The organism is Flavobacterium branchiophilum FL-15, assembly GCF_000253275.1.
GTDB classification, from domain to species: domain Bacteria; phylum Bacteroidota; class Bacteroidia; order Flavobacteriales; family Flavobacteriaceae; genus Flavobacterium; species Flavobacterium branchiophilum.
In genome coordinates this window covers 106,132-125,191 of the sequence record NC_016001.1, presented here as the reverse complement: position 1 = coordinate 125,191, position 19,060 = coordinate 106,132, and the positions used below count along the sequence as shown (strand labels likewise).

At 34.3% G+C, this 19,060-nt stretch carries 10 protein-coding genes and 1 pseudogene; 3 read left to right on the top strand and 8 right to left on the bottom strand.

Annotated features, from left to right (window positions below; genetic code table 11):
• Window positions 1-243 precede the first annotated feature (243 nt).
• The 5 genes and pseudogenes from FBFL15_RS00540 to FBFL15_RS00515 all read right to left on the bottom strand — a co-directional run bounded on the left by FBFL15_RS00540 (window position 244) and on the right by FBFL15_RS00515 (window position 5,580).
• Window positions 244-798, bottom strand: a complete 555-nt coding sequence (locus FBFL15_RS00540; protein WP_044031951.1) for a hypothetical protein — start codon at window positions 796-798, stop codon at window positions 244-246.
• Window positions 770-1,516: pseudogene (locus FBFL15_RS00535) on the bottom strand (RHS repeat-associated core domain-containing protein); the annotation flags it as partial. The gene FBFL15_RS00540 and the pseudogene FBFL15_RS00535, both read right to left, overlap by 29 nt.
• 547 nt (window positions 1,517-2,063) lie before the next feature.
• Complete coding sequence (locus FBFL15_RS00525; protein WP_014082740.1) at window positions 2,064-2,810, bottom strand: succinate dehydrogenase/fumarate reductase iron-sulfur subunit; 747 nt, start codon at window positions 2,808-2,810, stop codon at window positions 2,064-2,066.
• 91 nt (window positions 2,811-2,901) lie between these two features.
• Window positions 2,902-4,902, bottom strand: coding sequence for a fumarate reductase/succinate dehydrogenase flavoprotein subunit (locus tag FBFL15_RS00520; protein ID WP_014082739.1), 2,001 nt, complete (start codon window positions 4,900-4,902; stop codon window positions 2,902-2,904).
• A 12-nt stretch (window positions 4,903-4,914) separates the two neighbouring features.
• Window positions 4,915-5,580 carry a succinate dehydrogenase cytochrome b subunit gene (locus tag FBFL15_RS00515; RefSeq protein ID WP_014082738.1) on the bottom strand — a complete coding sequence of 222 codons (666 nt, stop codon included), beginning with the start codon at window positions 5,578-5,580 and terminating at the stop codon, window positions 4,915-4,917.
• A gap of 501 nt (window positions 5,581-6,081) precedes the next feature.
• On the opposite strand from FBFL15_RS00515, the gene FBFL15_RS00510 reads away from it, so the two are divergent.
• Window positions 6,082-11,733, top strand: a complete 5,652-nt coding sequence (locus tag FBFL15_RS00510; protein WP_014082737.1) for an alpha-2-macroglobulin family protein — start codon at window positions 6,082-6,084, stop codon at window positions 11,731-11,733.
• Window positions 11,734-12,623: 890 nt separating this feature from the next.
• On the top strand, window positions 12,624-13,811 hold the full coding sequence (locus FBFL15_RS00505) for a glycosyltransferase family 4 protein (RefSeq protein ID WP_014082736.1): 1,188 nt from the start codon (window positions 12,624-12,626) through the stop codon (window positions 13,809-13,811).
• 71 nt (window positions 13,812-13,882) lie between these two features.
• On the opposite strand, the gene FBFL15_RS00500 is transcribed toward FBFL15_RS00505, so the two are convergent.
• Genes FBFL15_RS00500 through FBFL15_RS00490 form a run of 3 tightly spaced genes read right to left on the bottom strand, consistent with a single transcriptional unit; the run spans window position 13,883 to window position 17,532 of the window.
• Window positions 13,883-15,223: an exopolysaccharide biosynthesis polyprenyl glycosylphosphotransferase gene (locus FBFL15_RS00500; protein ID WP_014082735.1), complete on the bottom strand. Its 1,341-nt coding sequence runs from the start codon at window positions 15,221-15,223 to the stop codon at window positions 13,883-13,885.
• Window positions 15,224-16,207: a UDP-glucuronic acid decarboxylase family protein gene (locus FBFL15_RS00495; protein ID WP_014082734.1), complete on the bottom strand. Its 984-nt coding sequence runs from the start codon at window positions 16,205-16,207 to the stop codon at window positions 15,224-15,226.
• Window positions 16,204-17,532, bottom strand: coding sequence for an O-antigen ligase family protein (locus tag FBFL15_RS00490; RefSeq protein WP_014082733.1), 1,329 nt, complete (start codon window positions 17,530-17,532; stop codon window positions 16,204-16,206). Before FBFL15_RS00490 ends, FBFL15_RS00495 begins: the two co-directional genes overlap by 4 nt.
• Window positions 17,533-17,892: 360 nt before the next feature.
• Here FBFL15_RS00490 and nhaA point away from each other — a divergent pair, with 360 nt between their 5' ends.
• Window positions 17,893-19,044: a Na+/H+ antiporter NhaA gene (nhaA, locus tag FBFL15_RS00485; protein ID WP_014082732.1), complete on the top strand. Its 1,152-nt coding sequence runs from the start codon at window positions 17,893-17,895 to the stop codon at window positions 19,042-19,044.
• Window positions 19,045-19,060: the final 16 nt, after the last annotated feature.

Sequence of the window (19,060 nt, the reverse complement as noted above, 5' to 3'; positions counted from 1 at the left end):
TTTTCAGTTGACTTTTTGTTGCTTGTTTCAAGTTTATTTAGCTTCAAGTTTTAAGTTAAAAACCCTGTTAGCATATAAACGCTAACAGGGTTTTAAAAATTAAATAGTTTTAAAACCACAACTTTTTATCGTTGTAGTTTGTATTTGATTTTACTCTCTTTGTGGGCACTGAATGCAATTCCACAATATCCGTTGAAGGACATATCCGCGACATCGGAATTTTAATTTTTACAATTATGTAATTTAATCATCAGTTACAATCATTAACTCTTTAACATAATACACACCTAAATAATCATTGTAAGTAACTGCATAACCACTTTTAAAAAGTGTATAAGCAACACTTAAAATTTCATTGTTTTTAAGTTTATTTTTAATTATATAACTCTTATCATTAGAGCTTTTAACAGTATATTTATTTAAAATAATGTTCTTTTTTAAATTTATAAAATCACTTTCAATATTATTATCTACTTTAAAACAAATGTAATCTAATGAATCTATTTCCATTAAAGTCTTTTGAGACAATACATTATTAAAAAAAACTTCATATTTATCTTTTATCTTGTTTTTTTTATATGTATAAAAAATATCATTTGATTTAATTAAACATATTTGTCCAACGGTGTTTTTAGAAAATAAAATATAACTGTTTATTTTTCTATTATTACTATTTGCTTTACCATTTTCAGAATAAAAGGCATGAAAATTTATTTCTTTATTTTTCTCTTTTGAACAAGAAACAAATATCAATAATAACAAAAAAAACTTAATCAATATCAAATTTTTTTCCTCCATAAGTAGTTCTTTTAGGTAAGTTATTAATTTTTCGAGCTCTGTTTTCACTATCGACCGCTCTCTTTTCTGCTGGTGACTTATTATATCTTTTGCCTCTAGAATCTGCCAAATTTCCCTGATCAAAATCAAACTGATGTCTCATTTCATGTACAACTGTACTAAAATCTGAATCTGGCACACCTTCTTGTCTTTCATAATCTTTTTTAGATTCCTCAGAAAAATCATAATGAGTCATTGTGTCCACAGGTTCACCATTTTTAACATCTTGTCTAGCTTGATAGTTCCTTAAATCATTTTCAGGATAAAATTGCGAATCTACCTCATTTTGATTGGTTTCTCCTTGTGTAACATAATGTGTTTGTTTGGAGTCCGCTAATGTCGATAGCATATTTTTTAATTCTTTATCGTTAGATTTCTCAATCTTTCTATATGCTGTTAAAACTTTATACATATTTGGACTTAAACTTTCTTTCCCTGGGTTGTATCTTTTTCCTTCACCACGATTATGATAAAAATTACCATTTCTATATTTTAATTCTTCTTTGGCAGAACCATCTTTGTTATAGATAACGTATATTATTTCTCTACCATCAGGATCTATAGCATTGATAGGATTGTTAGCAACGTAAACATAAGGAGATATGTTTGGATACTTCTCCGCCAACGGATACACACTCATCCATATACTCACCCTCGGGTCATAATACCCTGCCCCATAATAATAAAACCCTGTTTCGTCGTCTAGCTCCTTGCCGTTAAACTTGTAGGGGCTGTTGTAATAGTTGTTGTGCCATTGTCTATCTCACAAGCGTTTATTTTCAGCGGTGTTCGATGAATGTTATTTCTCCAAAAGGCAAATTTAAGAAAAATTATCTCACTTTGGTATTTTTTTCAGCGGAGTTCGATGAATCTCTGATTTGGTATGCATTACCAAAAAAATCTGTCAAAGCTGTACTAGTTCCCAAATGGTCGGGGTGGTAGTAGTATAAGAGCCCCCCAGCCACTGAAGGGGGTCCTTTGGCTGTTTGCAAATTGGTGGCATTTTCTGAATTTGCAATTTCCAATAATAATTCCGAAATTTATAGCGTGTGTAAAGTTCATAATTGTATATTTATTTAGAATTATAAAAGTACAAAAAAAACTTTACAACTTTTTTAGGACAGTATCCTCTCTAATTATTTTATATGAGCCATAAATCATCCAAACTCCATAAAAAAAACCCAAAATCATTGATTTTGGGTTTTTTTATTCAAGTTCAAATTATATTATTTTTTGATGCTTGCTGTAATGTATTCTCTATTCATACGGGCAATGTTTTCTAATGAAATTCCTTTTGGACATTCTACTTCACATGCTCCAGTGTTGGTACAGTTACCAAAACCTTCATGATCCATTTGATTTACCATATTCAACACCCTGTCTGTGGCTTCTACTCTACCTTGTGGCAATAGTGCAAACTGCGACACTTTTGCAGCCACAAAAAGCATGGCCGAAGAGTTTTTACAAGTGGCTACACAAGCACCACAACCAATACAAGTGGCCGCATCAAAAGCATCATCGGCATCTTTTTTATTAATTGGAATTGTATTGGCATCAATTGTATTTCCAGAGGTATTTACAGAGATAAATCCTCCTGCATGTTGGATTCTATCAAAAGCACTTCTGTCCACAACCAAGTCTTTGATTACTGGAAAGGCTTTGGCTCTAAAAGGTTCGATAAAGATTGTATCGCCATCTTTAAACATTCGCATGTGCAACTGGCAAGTAGTAACGGCTCTGTCTGGTCCGTGAGCTTGGCCATTAATAAACAACGAACACATGCCACAAATTCCTTCTCTACAATCGTGGTCAAAGGCCACGGGCTCTTCGCCTTTATTATTCAATTGTTCGTTTAGAACGTCGAGCATTTCAAGAAACGACATGTCTGGTTCAACTCCGTCAATCGGATATTCAACAATCCGTCCTTGTGCTTTGGCGTTTTCTTGACGCCATATTTTTAATGTAAGTTTCATATCTTTTTAGTTTGAATGTCATCTAGTCGAAAATCAAAAGTTTATAGACAAAAAGGTCTTTATACTTTTAAACGTTTGACTTTTGACCAAATTATTTATAACTTCTTTGTACCAATTTCACATTTTCAAATACAAGAGGCTCTTTGTGCAACACGGCATCGCTTGGTTTTCCTTTATATTCCCAAGCTGCTACATAAGCAAAATTTTCGTCATCTCGCTGTGCCTCTCCATCTGGAGTTTGATACTCCTCACGGAAGTGTCCACCACACGATTCGTTTCGGTGCAAAGCATCTTTGGCAAACAATTCACCCAATTCCAAGAAATCGGCTACACGGGTAGCTTTTTCTAATTCTTGATTGAATCCATTGGCTGTTCCTGGTACTTTTACTTCTTTATAAAATGCGTCTCTCAAAGCTGCAATTTCTTCGATAGCTTCAGATAATCCTTTTGCATTTCGAGCCATTCCTACTTTGTCCCACATGATTTTTCCCAATTTTTTATGGAAATAATCTACAGAATGGGAACCTTTGTTATTCATAAATTGGTCTATTTGAGCTTTGACAGCTTTTTCTGCTTCGATAAATTCTGGTAAATCTGTCGATATTTTACCCATTTTAATATCTGGAGCTAAATAATCGCCAATGGTGTATGGCAATACAAAATAGCCATCGGCCAATCCTTGCATCAAGGCAGATGCCCCAAGTCTGTTGGCACCATGATCAGAAAAGTTAGATTCTCCAATAGAAAAACATCCAGGAATTGTGGTCATCAAATTATAATCTACCCAAGTACCCCCCATGGTGTAGTGTACGGCTGGATAAATCATCATTGGTGTTTCGTAAGGATTTTCATCTACAATTTTTTCATACATTTGAAATAAGTTACCATATTTGTTGGCCACTACATCTGTACCTAATTTTTTGATCAAGGCTTGATCGTTTTCGTCCAAGTTTTTAATTTTTACTTGGTCTTTTCCATATCTTTGAATGGCAGCGGCAAAATCCAAATAAACGGCTTCGCCTGTTTTATTTACACCAAAACCAGCATCGCATCTTTCTTTTGCAGCACGTGAGGCAATATCTCTAGGTACCAAGTTACCAAAGGATGGGTAACGTCTTTCTAAATAATAATCTCTATCGGCTTCGGCTATTTGAGTGGGTTTCAATTTGCCTTCACGAATGGCTTTTGCATCTTCTAACTTGGCAGGCACCCAAATTCTTCCATCGTTTCTTAATGATTCAGACATTAAGGTCAGTTTTGATTGGTGGTCGCCAGATACAGGGATACAAGTTGGGTGAATTTGTGTGTAACAAGGATTGGCAAAATAGGCTCCTTTTTTGTGAATTTTCCAAGCTGCTGTGGCATTGCTACCCATGGCATTTGTTGAAAGGAAAAATACATTGCCATACCCTCCAGATGCAATAACTACTGCGTGAGCCGAGTGTCTTTCTATTTCGCCAGTTACCAAATTTCGGGCAATAATTCCTCGAGCTTTTCCATCTACAACTACCAAATCTAGCATTTCGTGGCGGTTGTACATTTTAATTTTTCCACGGCCAATTTGACGGTTCATGGCAGAGTATGCACCAAGTAACAATTGTTGACCTGTTTGCCCTTTGGCATAAAAAGTTCTGGAAACTAATGTTCCACCAAAAGAACGGTTGTCCAACAATCCGCCATATTCACGAGCCAATGGCACCCCTTGAGCCACACATTGGTCTATAATATTTGCCGATACTTCTGCCAATCGGTGTACGTTGGCCTCTCTAGCACGGTAATCACCACCTTTTACGGTATCATAAAACAATCGGAAGGTAGAATCTCCGTCTCCTTGATAATTTTTGGCTGCATTGATACCTCCTTGAGCCGCAATAGAGTGTGCTCTTCGTGGGGAATCTTGAAAGCAAAAGGCTTTTACGTTGTATCCTAATTCTGCCAACGTTGCTGCTGCAGAACCTCCAGCAAGTCCCGTTCCTACGATAATCACATCTAGATTACGTTTGTTTGCAGGATTTACTAAATTAATATGATCTTTATAATTTGTCCATTTGTCCGCTATAGGACCATTTGGTATTTTTGAATCTAATGCCATTATAATATAATATTAATTGTTGAAATGATGAAATAAAGCAATTACAATAAATCCAAAAGGAACAATAATTGCAAAAGCATGACCTAATTTTTGTAATGTTTCTTGGTATTTGTTACGTGTTCCAACAGATTGAAACGACGAACTGAAACCGTGCCACAAGTGCATGGCCAATAACACAAAAGACAAGCAATAAATACCCGTTCTTACAGGGCTTTCAAACTTGGCTTGAAGCTCATGAAAGTATCTTGTAGCGTCCAACTCATTACATTCTACATATTTGTAAACCATTTCTGGAAACCAAAAGTCGTAAAAATGTAAACCAAGAAAAGCTAAAATTACCGATCCAGAAATGATCATATTTCTAGATGCCCATGAAGCATTTGCTGCTCCGTTATAACTTGCATAAGCCACAGGACGTGCAGCTCGGTTTTTGATGTCTAACACAAAACCCATAATGAAGTGAAAAACCACCCCAACTATAAGTATTGGTTGTATAACATACTGAACCAATGGATTATTTCCCATAAAATGAGAAATCTCATTGAACGTATCAGGACTAAATATAGACGTTAAATTGATAAAAAAATGTTGCGTTAAAAACAACATCAAAAAAAGTCCTGAAAGCGCCATAGCAATTTTTTTTGCTATTGACGACTTCAATAATGCAGATTTTGCCATAAGATTTGATTAAATTTTTTAATAAATTACATCACAAAAGTACATGAATTTGATATTAACTACAACCTTTTCGCTGTTATTTATATTGTTTTTAAATAATAAAAAAACGGCACTTTTTGCTTTTTTCAATTATTGCATTTTTTTCAATATTTTTTTGTATTAAATGAAAATAATCACTTAAAAATTTCATTTATTGCTATTTTAAAATGTAATTCCAAAAAAAACAAACTTCAAAATATTTTTTATTACCCTTATTTATTAACTCGTTTTAAAGTTGAATTTGCAAATTATTATAAACCTTTTCTTTAAAAAAATATTTCTGTTTTTTTTCGTTTTTTATAAGCCGATATTCAATTATATTATTTACTTTTACTACAAAATTGATTTTTTTCTAAAATTTATACACTTCGTTCAAAATGAACTACTTTGTATTTTTTGATAGGATATTAATTAAAAAAAGGCACCAAAATTTATTTTCTTACTATTAATTTTTTATTACAAATGAATGCAAAAAATTTAGTTACCGCTTGTTTAACTATTTTATTCGTTATGGCTTGTAGCCACAAAACTCCTGCCGACTTCAATTCGGATTTGTCCAAATTCAAAAATTTCATTACCAGTTTTTCTGGAGGTCTCGTTGCCGCCCAATCAGACATTAGGGTTGTTTTGGCTTTTGAAAACCCAAACTGGAAAACCAATCAACCCCTGGACAATGACTTGTTTGATATTTCGCCGAACATAGAGGGCAAGGTAGTAGCACTTTCGCCACATATTGTTGCATTTGTACCCAATGAAAAATTAGAATCGGGAACCACGTATCAAGTTACACTTCATGTATCTAAAATCAAAGCCGTTCCAAAAGAGTGTGAAGATTTTAACTTTACGGTGCAAACCATCAAACAAGATTTTATTATCAATACGTTGGATATTCAATCCTATAGCCCCGACAAACAATACCTAAACGCTGTTTTGAAAACGGCCGATGTGATGTCGCTCGAAACGGCCAAAAAAATCATTCATGCACAACAAGATGGAGAAAATTTGCCCATAAAATTTGAAGAAGATGTAAAATCAGGTACAGCATTCAAATTGATTATCGATCAAATCAAAAGATCAGACGACGCCTCTGAAATTGAAGTGGAATATGACGGAACAGATTTTGGCATAGACCAAAAAGGCAGTTTCAAATATGCCATTTCGGCCAAAAACGATTTTAAAATTGTGGCAATAGACACACCCGAAGACGATGTCAAAATGATCAGCATCAACTTCTCGGAACCTTTGCAAAAAAGTCAAGATTTTAGCGGATTGGTATCGATTGAACAAGCAAAAAATTTGAAATTTTCAGCACAAGGCAATGTGCTAAAAGTATATTTTAATGGCGAAAACAAACTAGAAAAACCCATTGAACCAGTCAATACCATAGCTATGGTTTCCGATACGACCGCCATTGTGGTAGATACTGTAATGGCCGCTACAGACTCGGTTGCGACTGTGATAGAAGCAGATGCCCCTGAAAACGACACACCCGAAGTCAATCTATCACATTTGAAAATTGAAGTTTTTCAAGGCATTGAAAGCCAATATGGCACAAAAATGAAAGAAAATTATAATAATTCCATCTCTTTAGAACCCTTAAAACCCGATGTGCGGTTTATAAAAAATGGCACTATTTTGCCTAGTTCCAATAATTTGAAAATCAATTTTGAGGCCGTAAATTTGAGTGCTGTTGATGTAAAAGTTTATAAAATTTACAAAAACAACATCCTGCAATTTTTACAAGAAAACGAACTCAACGGTGCCAGAAATTTAAAACGTGTAGCACAACCCATTGCAAAATCAAAAATAGAATTGAACAAAAACCAATTGCTACAAAACACCAAATGGAATGCTTATAGCTTGGACTTGTCTAAAATAATTACACCCGAGCCTGGTGCTATTTATAGAGTTGAAATGAGTTTTAACAAAAAATATTCGTTGTACAAATGCAACGATAGTACAACAGATACCAACACCGTAGAAGAGGAAGCTATTGATGAAAAAGACGTTAATTATAGCGATAGTTATGACGACTATTATTATGACGATTTTGAATGGAGAGAAAGCCAAGACCCTTGTAGCGATTCCTATTTTTACAATGCCCGTGTGGGTACCAATATATTAGCTTCAGATTTAGGGGTAATAGCAAAACGTGGCGAAAACAAAAGCTATCATTTTACGGTAGCCAATATTGTAGATACCACTCCAATAGAAAATGCCACCGTTACCTTATACAGCTACCAACAACAAAAACTGGGCTCGCAATCAACCGACTCTCAAGGATTTGCTACTTTTAAGCTGGATACCTTTGCTTATTTTGCTATTGTTACAAAAGGGAAACAAGCTACCTATGTTAAATTAGATGATGGGCTTTCGTTATCGGTAAGTAATTTTGATGTCTCGGGCGAGGTTTTGCAAAAAGGACTCAAAGGATACTTGTATGGCGAAAGGGGGGTTTGGCGTCCTGGCGATGATTTATACTTATCCTTTATTTTAAATGACCAAGCCAACAAATTGCCACTAGGCCATCCGATAAAGTTCAAGTTGAACGATCCCAATGGCAAAACTACCTATGAAACGGTTCAAAAAACCAATGAACTTAATCATTATAGTTTTATAATACCTACAAATGCCGATGCCCCAACGGGCAGTTGGGAAGCTGTTGTAAGTGTTGGTGGAGCAAAATTTTATAAAAACATTAAAATTGAAACCATCAAACCCAATCGTTTGAAAATCAAAAACATATTTCAGGCTCCAATCTTGTCTGCTGCCCATCAAAACACCGATAATTTGGAAGTTGCTTGGTTACATGGTGCTGTGGCAAAAAATTTGAAAGTGGTTATGGAAGCCAAATTTTCAGAGCAAACCACTGTTTTTAAGCATTATGAAAAATACATTTTTGACGATGAAACTCGCAAATTCAATACCGAAGAAACCACGATTTTTTCTGGAACATTGGATGCAGCTGGCAAGGTAAGCATCCCTATACAGCCCAAAATACAAGGTCAGGCACCCGGACTTTTACGAGCAGCCATGATTACCAAAGTATTTGAAGAAGGTGGCGATTTTAGTACAGATGTTGTAGCAATGCAATATGCACCATATCATACTTATGTGGGACTAAAACTTCCTGAATTGACCCCATATCAAATGCTAGAAACCCGCAAAAATAATGTATTTGAAGTAGTAACAGTAGATGAAAATGGACAGCCAAAAGCAAACCGACAATTGGAAGTCTCGATTTTTAAGGTACAATGGCGTTGGTGGTGGGACGCATCTGAAGATAATATTTCAAATTACAATACCTCAAATGCAAATACTGCTTTTAAAACATTTAGTATCAGTACCGACCAATCAGGCAAAGGACGTTTTCAATTTTCGTTGAAAGACGAAGAATGGGGCCGTTATTTGATACGAATAAGCGATCCTTCGGGAGGACATGCCACGTCGAGTAGTGTAAACATCGATTGGCCATCATGGTCTGGCAAAACCCGCAACACCGATGCTACATCGGCCAATATGCTTGTTTTTTCGACAAACAAAAAAGAATATGCCGTTGGCGAAACAGCCACTATTGCTTTTCCATCAAGTGCAGGGGGTAGGGCTTTGATTGCCATTGAAAATGGTTCAAAAGTACTTAAAACCATTTGGGCAAAAACTACGGCTGGCGAAACCAAAGTGTCTGTTCCGATAACTGCAGATATGGCTCCCAACGTATATTTTAACATTACTCTATTGCAACCCCATGCTTTTACTAAAAACGATTCGCCCATTAGGATGTATGGCATTGTGCCCATAGCCGTAATAGATAAAAATACTATTTTGCAACCGCAAATAACCATGCCCGAAGTACTGAAACCAGAGCAAAATTTTAACCTAAAAGTAAGCGAAAAAACTGGTAAAAGCATGACTTATACCATAGCCCTTGTAGATGAAGGACTGCTGGATTTAACCAGATTTAAAACTCCAAATGCGTGGGACAATTTCTATGCCCGTGAGGCCCTTGGTGTAAAAACATGGGATATATATGACAACGTGATTGGAGCTTATGGCGGCAAAATCAACCAAATTTTTAGCATTGGAGGCGATCAGGATTTGGGTGGTGGCAAAACCAAAAAAGCCAATCGTTTTAAACCAGTTGTGATACACCTTGGCCCTTTTAGTTTAGGCAAAGGCGATAGTAAAACCCATCAGATTAAACTTCCAAAATACATTGGCTCGGTTAGGGCCATGTTAGTGGCTGCAAATGCCCAGCAAAATGCTTATGGAAGCACAGAAAAAGCCGTTCCTGTTCGCAGTCCATTAATGGCATTAGCATCTGTACCCCGTAAAATATCACCAGCTGAAAGGGTTACCATTCCTGTTACCATTTTTGCAATGGAAAAACACGTAAAAAATGTTTCAATACAAATCAAAACCAATAACGGAATTCGTGTTTTGGGTAATACAACTCAAAAACTAACATTCAACCAACCCGACGAAAAAATGGTTTATTTTGATTTGGCGGTTGGACAAGCCACTGGTATTGGCAAAATTCAAGTTATTGCTACTTCGGGCAAAGAACGATCTGTATATGATGTATCGATAGACATGACCAATCCAAACCCTATAACAAATTTATACACAGATGTTGTGGTTGCTCCTCATACTAGTCAAACTATTTCGTGGAAAACATTTGGTATTTATGGAAGTAATGCTGCAAAAATAGAAGTTTCGTCTATGCCAAATTTGAATTTCAATAATCGTTTACAATATTTAATTGCATATCCGCATGGGTGTGTAGAGCAAACAACGTCGTCCGTTTTTCCACAATTGTATTTGTCCGATGTTTGCGATTTAGATGCGAACCGCTTGGCTATGATTCAAAAAAATGTTACAGCAGGAATCAACAGATTGTCTGGATTTCAATTGCCAAGTGGCGGTCTTTCCTATTGGCAAGGGCAGTCCAATCCAGACGATTGGGGCACGTCCTATGCAGGACACTTTTTGATAGAAGCCGAAAAGAAAGGTTATGTATTGCCCCTAAATTTCAAACAAAAATGGATTTCGTTCCAACAAAAAACGGCTAAAAATTGGCGGTTTGAGTCGAGTTTTGAAAACGATTTGGCACAAGCCTATCGCTTATATACTTTGGCGTTGTCTGGCAATCCTGATTTAGCGTCTATGAACAGACTTCGAGAAACCAACAACATTTCCAACGAAGCCAAGCTTCGACTTGCGGCCGCCTATACCTTGGCGGGACAAAAAGCCGCAGGCAATGCCTTATTGTTGAAAAGTCAAATCGAGCCAAACGAAAATCCCCATCAGGTTTACAATTACTATGGTTCGGCAGAACGGAATGCGGCTATGACATTGGAATCCCTAATCCTTTTAGGACAGCAACAAAAATCCTTTATAATGGCACAAAAATTAGCAAAAAAAATGGCTACTAACGAATGGATGAGTACCCAAACAACGGCTTATTGTTTGTATGCCATGTCAAAATTTACACAAGTCAATGGAGGCAAAGGTATCCAAATGGCATGGACAAAAAATGGCAAATCCGATCGCATTTATACGACCAAAGCTACTGCAAATAGAGACCTTGAGGTTACCTCTGGCAATAACAGTATGGTTGTCAAAAACAACCATAATAACACCGTATATGTTCGAGTAATGCAATCGGGTATTTTGCCTATTGGGCAGGAACAAACCGCAATGAATAACTTAGTTGCTCAAGTTGTATTTAAAAACAGAAAAGGGGAAAAACTTCAAATGGCAAAAATCAACCAAGGAACAGAGCTCATTGCAGAGGTACAAATTACCAATTTGCAAAACGAGATGGTGTCCAATATGGCGTTGTCTCAAATATTACCTTCAGGTTTTGAAATAGTAAACACCCGTTATACCGATTTTGGCGAAGCAACTCATAATGTGGCCGATTATATAGACATTAGAGATGACAGAACCCATTTTTATTTTGCTCTCAAATCCCGTGAAACCAAAACTTTTAAAATCCTTTTGAATGCCTCCTATTTGGGCACTTATTATTTGCCAGGCTTACAATGCGAGGCCATGTATGACCATAGTGTATTGGCCAGAACAAAAGGATTTTGGGTTGCAATTGTAAAATAAATGTGATATAATACCAAATAAACAACAAACCTCAAAGAATTTCAAAATTTTTGAGGTTTTTTTATATTGTTCCAAAAGTAATAGAAAAATTATACCAAATATATTTATAAAATAGTCCAAAGATGCGTAGTTATTTTTTAGAAAAAATTTTCAAAAAAAATCGTTGCATAGCTGGGCTACGGAACTATTTTTTTTTTAATAATTTTAGCAAAAAAGAACCAGTAGATTGGACTATTTTATATGTATATTTGGTATTATATTCAAAATAATGATTCATCATCCTAATATGCAGCATTTTTTCTAAAAAACAACTGCAGCTTTGGATATTTAATCTTTCCTAAAATATAAAATTTTGACAAAGGTAATTAACGAATTTTGACAGAAATTTGTTAATTTTGTGCATTATACCAAACACTCATATAAAAAAACCCAATTTACTAGTTCTTTTTCTCCAAAATTCCACAAAAAAAATTAATTATGTAGCCCAGCTATGAAATGATTTTTTTATAAAATCTTGAAATAAAAGGTCGTAACTTTAGATTATTTATATAAGTGTTTGGTATTAGGCTATTTAAGGTTTATTATTTCAGGGTTTTGTGTTAGGATAGTAGTGGAAATTTTTTAGAAGACTCCCAGCCCCCAAAGGGGAAGGTATTGCAATGATAAACTATCTGAATGTGGTAATCAAAAAAGATTATTTCACAATATTATATTTCATTTGGAGTTCAAGGAACGTTGTTTGAAACAGATAGCCCGACCCTTGAGGAATGCCCAAAATAGGCTCTGTCTAATTCGCTATTTTATTGAGAATGTAGCCATTAGGATTAATAGCCATTCAAGAAATTGAAATTGGATTAGCAATGATACCAATCTATTATTACAAAAAACAAATGAACGAAATACTTATACTTACAAATTATTTTCCGCCAGAAAAAGGGGCCGCAGCCAACAGAATAGCACAATTGGCCCAAAATTTAAACCATTTGAACTATCAGGTAACAGTAATTTGCCCTATGGGAAATTATCCAAACGGGCGTATTTTTGAACAATATAAAGGAAAATTTATTGTTCATGAAACGATAAATGGCATCAAAACCAAGCGGCTTTGGATTTATCCAAGTAATAGTAAAAATATAGTAAAACGTTTACTTTCGGTTGTTTCGTTTGCTTCTTTTTTAGGGTTTTACTTGCTTTTTTTTAAAACACCCAAAAAAGTTATCGTTCAATCTCCTCCATTGTTGTTGTCGTTTTTGGCTATTATTATTTTGAAATTCAAACAAAAAAAAATCATTTTAAACGTCTCGGATCTTTGGCCTTTGGCTGCATTAGAACTTCAGTTGATAGCCAAAAATAGTGTGTCGCACCAAATGGCCTGTTATTTTGAAAAAAATATTTATCAAAAAAGCACCGTTATATTAGGTCAATCACTCGAAATTTTGGAACATATTCAAAATTTAGGGCATCCACAACCGTGTTATTTGTATCGCAATTATCCTGTATATGATAAAGCTGTTTTTAATTTGAAGTGCCATACAGATGGTACCATTCGGATTTTTTATGCTGGGTTGTTGGGTGTGGCACAAGGTATTTTTGAATTATGTAAGCAAATTCATTTGAAAAATTTGCCAATAGAGTTTCACATATTTGGCGAAGGAGCAGAACGACAAGCTATAGAAGCATTGATTGAAACAAACGGAATGGCTAATAAGTTGGTGTTTCATGGTATGCTAGACAGAGCATTATTACATCAACAACTGCAAACGATGGATATAGCCGTTGTACCTCTCAAAAACAGGATATATGGTTCTGTGCCTTCAAAAATATTTGAATACAGTTTGCTTGGGTTCCCAATTTTATATTTTGGAGGTGGCGAGGGCGAGCAAATAGTAGCACAAAACAACTTGGGTTGGGTGGCAAAAGTTACTGATTTTGAGGATTTTAACAACGTTTTGAAAAACATTTCTCTATTGACAAAAGTAGAGATTGACCAAAAAAAGCGACAAGTTTTTGAACAAGCCAATCAGCAATTTGATTTACAAAAACAAATGGACAATTTGGTGGCTTTTGATGTATTTTAATGTAACACTTTAGTGTAAAATAGATAATTACAATATTGTAGATTATTATAAAAATAGCGTAAACACTTATTTTAATAGGCTTTTTTATCGCCCCTGATGGCGTTTATTATTGTCAAAATTACTATTTTCAAATCGAGCATTAGATTCCAATTTTCAAGATAAAAAATATCATAACGCACACGATAAATAATATCTTTTTCGTTTTCGACTTCGCCTCGAAAACCATTGGTTTGTGCTAATCCAGTAATTCCTGGTTTGATAAAGTGCCGTACCATAAATTTATCAACACTTTTGGCATACATTTCTGTATGGCTTACCATGTGTGGCCTGGGGCCAACAACAGACATAGAGCCAAATAATACATTGAAAAACTGTGGCATTTCATCGATACTTGTTTTGCGAATGAATTTACCTATTTTTGTAATTCGTGGGTCATTCTTTTGAACTTGTTCCAAATCTGCAATAGGATTTAACCTCATGGAACGAAATTTCAAACAACTAAATTCGTGATAATTCAAGCCATTGCGTTGTTGTTTGAAAAAAACAGGTCCTTTGGATTCTAATTTTATCAATAATCCAATTAAAGGAATCATCCAAGACAAAACAAAAACAATGACAAGGATAGAAAAAACAATATCAAAAACCCGTTTTATAAATTTGTTTCGAAAACTATCAAGAGGAATATTTCGCAACGATATTACTGGAATATAACCATAATAATCAAAATTGATACTTCGAGAAATGATTTCTTTGTTGTCTGGCAAAAATTTGAGGGTTTTCAAATTGTTATCTGCAAAATCTATATAATGTTTAATTTGTGTTTTGGACAAATTGGGCAAAGAACAATAAATTTCATCAATATTATATTCTTTAACATATTGAAAACTTTTTTCAATAAACAGATTATCGGCTGTTGGGGTAAATACTTTAAATAATTTATATCCAAAATCTGTATTATTTAAAAAAAAATCAGACAATTGCCAAACATTTTGACCTTCGCCAATAATAATAACTTTTCTAAAATTGCCACCAAAAAAGCTTCTAAAAATTCGTAAAGCAAAAAAGATAGCAAATTTGAAACAAGAAATGATAAAAATGGAGAGGCTAATGTATTTGATCATGACAGAAGCCTCTTGTATTTTTAATAAAAATCCTAAATAAGCAAAATTTAAAATAAGAAAAACGATAAATTGCTTGACTATTTTTTCGAGGATGTCAAAAGCTTTTGTAAAGCGGTAAACTTCATAAAATTTTGTATTCCAAGAAGTTACAAACCAAGCAATCGAAACAAAGGCAAAATATCCAAATTTACTAAAAACCCAATAATCGGCCAGTAGATTTATTACCAATAAATCTACAAGATAAGTAAAGGGCCTTATGTAAGCCGAGTATCTGCCTATACGTTTTTTCAATTAAAATATGTATTTAGTAAAATCTTTGTGTTCTTCTTTCAAAAGCGCTTCGGTAGATAACGATTTGAAATAGTCGTAAGTAATTTTCATGCCTTCTGCTCTGCTCACTTTGGCCTCCCAGCCTAAAATTTCTTTGGCCTTGGTGGTGTCTGGTTGTCTTTGAAGTGGATCGTTTATTGGCAGCGGATGGTAAACCACTTTTTGATTGGTACCCGTTAGTTTGATGATTTCATCTGCAAAATCTTTGATGGTTATTTCGTCTGGATTTCCAATATTTACTGGAAAAACATAATCAGAATGTAACAACCGGAAAATTCCTTCAACTTGATCATCTACATAACAAAACGAACGGGTTTGGCTACCATCGCCAAAAATAGTTAAATCTTCGCCACGAAGTGCTTGCCCAATAAAGGCAGGAATTACACGGCCATCGTTGAGTCTCATTCTTGGCCCGTAAGTATTAAATATTCTTACGATTCTGGTTTCTACACCATGAAAAGTATGGTAAGCCATTGTTATTGACTCTTGAAAACGTTTGGCTTCGTCATACACGCCACGAGGCCCAATAGTGTTTACGTTGCCATAATATTCTTCTGTTTGTGGGTGTACTAATGGATCACCATATATTTCAGAGGTAGAAGCAATTAAGATTCTGGCTTTTTTAACCCTTGCTAATCCTAATAAATTGTGAGTTCCAAGTGAACCTACTTTGAGGGTTTGGATGGGTATTTTCAAATAATCTATTGGGCTTGCTGGTGATGCAAAGTGCAGGATATAATCCAAATTTCCAGGCACATGAACAAATTTGGTAATATCGTGGTGATAAAACTCAAAATGTTCTAACTTGAATAAATGTTCAATGTTTTTTAAATCGCCCGTAATCAAATTGTCCATACCAATAACGTGGTAACCTTCAGCAATAAATCGGTCGCACAAGTGAGAGCCCAAAAAACCAGCTGCTCCTGTTATTAAAATTCTTTTCATGATAGTGTGTTAATTGTATTATTATTTGTAAATTTATAGGTATTTTGAATATTGAAAAGACAATACATGGTTGTAAAAAAAACAACACCTCGTTGCCTCCACAAAAAACTCTCTGTCAAAAATAAACTAATCATTAAAAATGCAAAAGAAATTTGGATAAAATTTTGTGTTACTAAAGCATTTTTAATATTGATAAACAACATGATTACAAGCAATAAAAAACCAAAAACGCCTAGCTCGGCAAAATTTTGTACATATTGATTGTGAAAATTCTTTTTTTGATACCCCTCTGTTGTTGATGATCCCAAATAAATTTTATAATGGATGCCTTTGGCTTCTATTTTTGGATAGGAGGCGTTCAAACCATATCCTGTCCAAAAAACAGCGTCTTCTTGCAACATTTCTAAAAAAATCCTGAATTGATATACCCGAAATGCCGTTCCTGGAAAAAAATCATTTGCCCGAAAACTTTTGTTTGTCCATGCTTGTTTGATGCTTACATTATATACGATTGTTTCATTTTTGCTAATCACATCGTTGATCGTGCTATCGGTCATCATGGTTTCATATTCATGTTTGAACCACTCGTTTGTTTTTCCTCCAAATGGCACCACACAAAGCAAAGCTAGCATTATGATTAAGTTTTTGAGACGCATTTTTTTTGATAATTTGGTATAAAATAAATAATACAAAACTACCAAACCAAAAAAGGCTACAATAATATTTATCGACGACAATAATAATACCAACAATAATAAAAGGCTTAGGGCAAAAATATCAATAAACGAACGAACAGGTTTGGTCAAAAAATAGAAAAAAGCCATCGCAACATATACCGATACATGAATGGCATTGACATCTTTTGTTACAAGTTCGTGATAAAAAAATACGTTGCTATTTTGGGTTAAATAATACCTAATACTAGCTTTTGTAAGATAAAAAATAGCATACAGCAATATACCATAACTATAAAAAGCCAATATGCTGTTTTTTTGCTGTGTTGTTAGGGGTTTGCTCATCCAAAAACAAATGGGTACTACTAACAGGGATAACTCTTTTGAAAGGGCAGGCCAAGTTAACGATGGAGCAATCGACCAAAAATAGGAAAGAAACATTAACAAATACAACAATAGGGGAACAATTAAATAAAATTGAAATCGAAAATTTGTTTTTTTAAAATTAAAAACAGTATTAATAAAAAAAAGCAATAAAAAAGCACTATTTATTTTGTAATCAAGTGGAATTGATAATAAAACAGATACAACCCAAATAAAATTTGGATTATCATGTTGATATTGCTTTATATTTGTAATGATTTGTTTCAAATAATATATTTTTTGGTTCTATATTTTTTGGGTATGTGTAAATGAGTTTCAAAAGTACAATAAAAATAAGGTTTTAAAAAATAATTAAACAGAAATTATCGATGGTTGTGTTATTTCATTTGTAATTACATGAATAGCATACAAAAAATGTTGTATTTTTGCAGTTACATTTTTTTTTAAAATTATAAACCTTTTGGTGTACTGAAACACTTTTTTTAATAAACAATTTTCACAAAATTAAATAGCGATTCATCATGAAATTGGTTTTGAAGTAATGAGTATTAGAATTGGTTCAATTCAAGTTTATTTATTAAAAAAATAAATGAAAATGAATTTTTAATAATTTTTTATAAATAATATATGAAAGCAAGTAATCTATTCAAAGCCTTTTTTGAAAACGAAAAAACTTCGGGTTTTATCTTAATTTGTTGTACCTTACTTTCGTTATGGCTAACAAACGTTGTTTTGGGCAACCAATATGGTCACTTTTGGCATCAACTAATAGGAAATCAATCACTAGAATTTTGGATCAACGACGGATTGATGACTATTTTCTTTTTGTTAGTAGGATTAGAATTAGAGCGAGAAATATATATTGGCGAATTGTCCCATTTCAAAGACGCTTTGTTGCCCATTTTTGGGGCATTGGGCGGTATGATTTTTCCAGCTGGATGGTATTTGTGGGTCAATTGGCACACCGAAACTCAAGCTGGTGCTGGTATTCCAATGGCCACCGATATTGCTTTTGCACTTGGTATTTTGTCATTGTTAGGCAAAAGAATTCCTGTTTCGCTTAAAATATTTTTAACTGCTTTGGCCGTTATCGACGATTTGGGCGCCATTATCATCATTGCATTGTTTTATACCAAAACCATTTTTTGGAATGATTTAATACTTGCACTAAGCATATTTGTATTGTTATTGATATTCAATCGAATGAAAATCAGAAACTTAATACCTTATTTAATTGGTGGTGTAGCCATGTGGTATTTCATGCTCCATTCGGGCGTTCATGCTACCATTACTGGCGTTCTATTAGCGTTTGCCATTCCTTTTGGCAATGGCGATAGCCAATCAACGTCATATATTCTGCAAGATTTTCTTCATAAGCCTGTTGCCTTTTTGATTCTTCCCGTATTTGCATTGGCCAATACTGCCATCAGTTGGAGTACTCCAATTAGCCAAATTATAACTGAAAATTATAGTCTTGGAATTATCATAGGATTGGTTTTAGGCAAACCCATGGGTATATTTTTATTTTGTTTTGTAGCTGTAAAAGCCAAAATTTGTCAGTTACCTTCTGATTTGAATTGGAGCATGATTTTGGGGGTTGGTTTTTTAGGAGGCATCGGTTTTACAATGTCAATATTTATTACGTTGTTGGCCTTTGATCAAGTCTTGTTGGTCAACAATGCTAAATTCATCATTTTGATAGCTTCTTGTGTGGCGGCAATTATTGGATTTGTATATTTAAAATATGTTACCCAAAACACCACTACACCCGATGAATAAAGTAATTCATTTTTTG